This is a genomic window from Methylocystis sp., from assembly GCF_051061225.1.
Classification (GTDB): domain Bacteria; phylum Pseudomonadota; class Alphaproteobacteria; order Rhizobiales; family Beijerinckiaceae; genus Methylocystis.
The window spans coordinates 1-4141 of the sequence record NZ_JBPFEB010000114.1; the positions used below are offsets into that span (position 1 = coordinate 1).

Annotated in this window: 5 protein-coding genes; all 5 read left to right on the top strand. The window is 67.3% G+C overall.

Going from position 1 to position 4141, the window contains the following annotated elements:
- The coding region (locus tag ACR652_RS19920) for a TCP-1/cpn60 chaperonin family protein (RefSeq protein ID WP_434508215.1) at positions 1 to 573 on the top strand (573 nt) is incomplete at its 5' end.
- A 209-nt stretch (positions 574 to 782) separates the two neighbouring features.
- Positions 783 to 929 carry an aa3-type cytochrome c oxidase subunit IV gene (locus tag ACR652_RS19925; protein WP_434508216.1) on the top strand — a complete coding sequence of 49 codons (147 nt, stop codon included), beginning with the start codon at positions 783 to 785 and terminating at the stop codon, positions 927 to 929.
- An 81-nt stretch (positions 930 to 1010) separates the two neighbouring features.
- Positions 1011 to 2144, top strand: a complete 1134-nt coding sequence (locus tag ACR652_RS19930) for a Re/Si-specific NAD(P)(+) transhydrogenase subunit alpha (RefSeq protein ID WP_434508219.1) — start codon at positions 1011 to 1013, stop codon at positions 2142 to 2144.
- Positions 2145 to 2175: 31 nt separating this feature from the next.
- Positions 2176 to 2625, top strand: a complete 450-nt coding sequence (locus tag ACR652_RS19935; protein ID WP_434508217.1) for an NAD(P) transhydrogenase subunit alpha — start codon at positions 2176 to 2178, stop codon at positions 2623 to 2625.
- Between the two features lie 5 nt (positions 2626 to 2630).
- The gene (locus tag ACR652_RS19940; protein WP_434508218.1) at positions 2631 to 4031 is read left to right on the top strand and encodes an NAD(P)(+) transhydrogenase (Re/Si-specific) subunit beta; all 1401 of its coding nucleotides are present in this window, start codon (positions 2631 to 2633) and stop codon (positions 4029 to 4031) included.
- Positions 4032 to 4141: the final 110 nt, after the last annotated feature.

Below are 4141 nucleotides of genomic sequence, written 5' to 3' on the forward strand. Positions count from 1 at the left end.
GAGACGACCTCCGACTACGACCGTGAGAAGCTCCAGGAGCGTCTCGCCAAGCTCGCGGGCGGCGTCGCGGTGATCCGCGTCGGCGGCGCGACGGAAGTCGAGGTCAAGGAGAAGAAGGACCGCGTCGACGACGCCCTCAACGCCACCCGCGCGGCGGTTGAAGAAGGCGTTTCGCCCGGCGGCGGCGTCGCGCTGCTGCGCGCCATCAAGGCGCTCTCGGGCGTCAAGGTCGCCAACTCCGACCAGCAGACGGGCGTCGAGATCGTGCGCAAGGCCATTCAGGCTCCGGCGCGCCAGATCGTCGACAACGCTGGCGGCGACGGCGCGGTGGTTGTCGGCAAGCTGCTCGAGTCGACCGACTACGGCTTCGGCTTCGACGCCCAGAAGGGCGAGTTCGGCGATCTGATCAAGCTCGGCATCATCGACCCGACCAAGGTCGTGCGCACCGCGCTGCAGGACGCCGCCTCGATCGCCGGTCTGATCATCACCACCGAGGCGACGATCACCGAGCAGCCGAAGAAGGAAACCGCGCCGGCGATGCCGGGCGGCGGCATGGGCGGCATGGACTTCTAAGTCCGGCCCAGCCGTTCTGCATGCGAGCCCCGGGGGAAACCCCGGGGCTTTTTGCATCTGCGAGCCCCCCTCCTTCGCCCGAACGCACGAAAATCAGCGACGAAAACGCGCGGCTTGGGCCGTTGCCCGATCTCTCTCGCTCGGCTACCATTCGCCCGGCGCGGCCGTTCCGCTCGCGCCTCACACTTGAGAGATCTGGGAGTCTTCCGATGGCGAGCAATCGCGGGTCGGCGTCGACAGACGCGGACTGGTCCGAGCACATGAAAACCTACAACGGGTTCCTCTGGCTGCTGAAATTCTCCGCGGCGGCCTCTGCGGCAACGCTGGGCGCCCTGTTCCTGCTCTTCGCGCGCTAAACGCCAAACGCCCCTCACGCCGAGCCGTCAGGGGCGACCATGACGGCGACGGTTTCGATCTTTTCAAAACCGGAGTTCGTCATGCGCATTGCCGTAACGGCCGAAACGGACACAGCCGAGCCGCGTGTCGCGGCCACGCCGGAAACGATCAAGAAATTCGCTGGTCTCGGCGCGGAGGTCTCGGTTCAGTCCGGGGCCGGCGCCGGGGCGGGCGTCTCCGACGCTGATTACGCCGCCGCCGGCGCCAGGGTTGCGCCCGACGCCGCCTCCGCTCTGGCCGACGCTGACATTCTCCTGCGGGTGCGCCGCCCCGCGGCGTCCGAACTCGCCGGCGCCAAACCGGGCCTCGCCGTCATCTCCATCATGGACCCGTTCGGCCATGAAGCGGCGCTCGCCAGCCTCGCCCAGACGGGCGCGACCGCCTTCGCCATGGAGTTCATGCCGCGCATCACCCGCGCGCAATCCATGGACGTTCTCTCCTCGCAGGCGAACATCGCGGGCTATCGCGCGGTGATCGACGCGGCGGCGGAATATGGCCGCTCCTTTCCCATGATGATGACCGCCGCCGGAACCGTGCCGGCCGCCAAGGTCTTCATCATGGGCGTCGGCGTCGCGGGCCTTCAGGCCATCGCCACGGCGCGCCGTCTCGGCGCCATCGTCACGGCGACCGACGTGCGCCCCGCCACCAAGGAGCAGGTCGAATCGCTCGGCGCGAAATTTCTGGCGGTCGAGAACGAGGAGTTCCAGCAGGCGCAGACGGCGGGCGGCTACGCCAAGGAGATGTCGAAGGAGTATCAGGCCGCGCAGGCGGAGCTCACCGCCAGCCATATCGCCAAGCAGGACATCGTCATCACCACGGCGCTCATTCCCGGCCGCCCGGCGCCCCGGCTGATCTCGGCCGACATGGTGCGCTCGATGCGGGCGGGCTCGGTCATCGTCGATCTCGCCGCCGAGCGGGGCGGCAACTGCGAATTGACCCGCCCCGGCGAGACCGCGATCGAGAATGGCGTGAAGATCGTCGGCGCGCTCAATCTGCCCGGCCGCATGGCCTCGACGGCCTCGAGCCTTTACGCGCGCAATCTGCTCGCCTTCGTCGAGACGCTGGTCTCGAAGGAGACGAAACAGCTTGCCATCAATTGGGACGACGAACTCGTCAAGGCCACCGCGCTGACGCGCGACGGCGCCGTCATCGACGAACGTTTCAAAAAAGCCTGAACCGAAGACACTTGAGAGAGGGCGTCGAACAATGACCGACTCTACACAGCAATTGCTTGAAAAGGCGCGCAACGCCGCCGAGGCCGCGCGCCAGCTCGCGGATCAGGCGCAGCATTATTCCGAGGAGATCGCGCAGACGGCGGCGGCCGTGACCTCGCACGGGTTGGGGGGCGGCGCCATTGATCCCGTCGTGTTCCGCCTCGCGATTTTCGCGCTCGCGGTTTTCGTCGGCTATTACGTCGTTTGGTCGGTGACGCCGGCGCTGCATACGCCGCTGATGTCCGTCACCAACGCCATTTCCTCCGTCATCGTCGTGGGCGCGCTGCTCTCCGTGGGCGTCGAGGCGGCGAGCGTTTCGGACGAGGGCGCCGGCTGGGCGCGCTGGTTCGGCTTCATCGCGCTCATGCTGGCCTGCGTGAACATCTTCGGCGGCTTCCTCGTCACCGAACGCATGCTCGCCATGTATAAAAAGAAGGGCTGACCGCCATGAGCGCGAATCTCGCAGCCCTCCTTTATCTCGGCGCCGGCGTCCTGTTCATTCTGGCGCTGCGCGGCCTGTCCTCCCCGGCGACCTCGCGCCAGGGCAATCGCTACGGCATGATCGGCATGGCGGTCGCCGTGGCGACGACCCTGCTGCTGCATCTGCCGCCGCTCTTCGGCTTCGTGCTGATCCTGATCGGCGCGGGGGCGGGCGGCGGCGTCGGCGCCTATGTGGCGCAGAAGGTGCCGATGACGGCGATGCCGGAGCTCGTCGCCTTCTTCCATTCGCTCGTCGGTCTCGCCGCCGTGCTCGTCGCGGGCAGCGCCTTTTTCGCGCCGCACGCCTTCGGCATCGGCGCGCCGGGCCATATCGAAGGGGGAAGCCTCTTCGAAATGTCGCTCGGCGCCGCGATCGGCGCGATCACCTTCACCGGCTCGATCATCGCGTTTCTGAAGCTTTCGGAACGCATGAGCGGCAAGCCGATTTTGCTGCCTAACCGGCATGTGATCAACATCGGGCTCGGCGTGGCGCTGGTGACGCTGATCGCCCTGTTCGTCGGCACGGAGAGCGGTTTCTGGCTGTTCCTGCTGATCCTCGTGTCCTTCACGCTGGGCGTGACGCTCATCATCCCGATCGGCGGCGCCGACATGCCGGTCGTCGTCTCCATGCTGAATTCCTATTCCGGCTGGGCGGCGGCGGGCATCGGCTTCACGCTGGGCAATCTCGCGCTGATCATCACCGGCGCGCTGGTCGGCTCGTCGGGCGCGATCCTCAGCTACATCATGTGCAAGGCGATGAACCGCTCGATCTTCAACGTCATCTTCGGCGGCTTCGGCGGCGAGGCCGGCGGCGCGACGGCCGCCGCGGGCAAGACCGAGCAGCGCCCGGTGAAGACCGGCGGCGCCGAGGACGCGGCCTTCATCATGAAGAACGCCAGCTCGGTGATCATCGTCCCCGGCTACGGGATGGCGGTGGCGCAGGCCAAGCACGCGGTGCGCGAGCTCACCGACGAGCTCAAGAAGCACGGCGCCAAGGTCCGCTTCGCCATCCATCCGGTCGCCGGGCGCATGCCCGGCCACATGAACGTGCTCCTCGCCGAGGCCAACGTCCCCTACGACGACGTCGCCGAGCTCGAGGAGATCAACCGCGGCTTCGCCCTCACCGACGTGGTCTACGTCATCGGCGCCAACGACATCACCAACCCCGCTGCCCGGAACGATCCCAAGAGCCCGATCTTCGGCATGCCGGTGCTCGACGTCGACAAGGCCAAGACCGTGCTGTTCGTGAAGCGCTCGCTCGCCTCCGGCTACGCCGGCATCGACAACGAGCTCTTCTACCGCGACAACACGCTGATGCTGCTCGGTGATGCGAAGAAGATGACCGAGGAAATCATCAAGGCTCTCTGATTCGAGGGGCTCACCGGCCGGCTACGGCCGCGGTCGATGGTACCGCTGTGGCCGGCCCTCCCTGCCTGCGCCGCGCTACGCGCCGCTCGGCCTCGTTCGGCCGGCGGCCA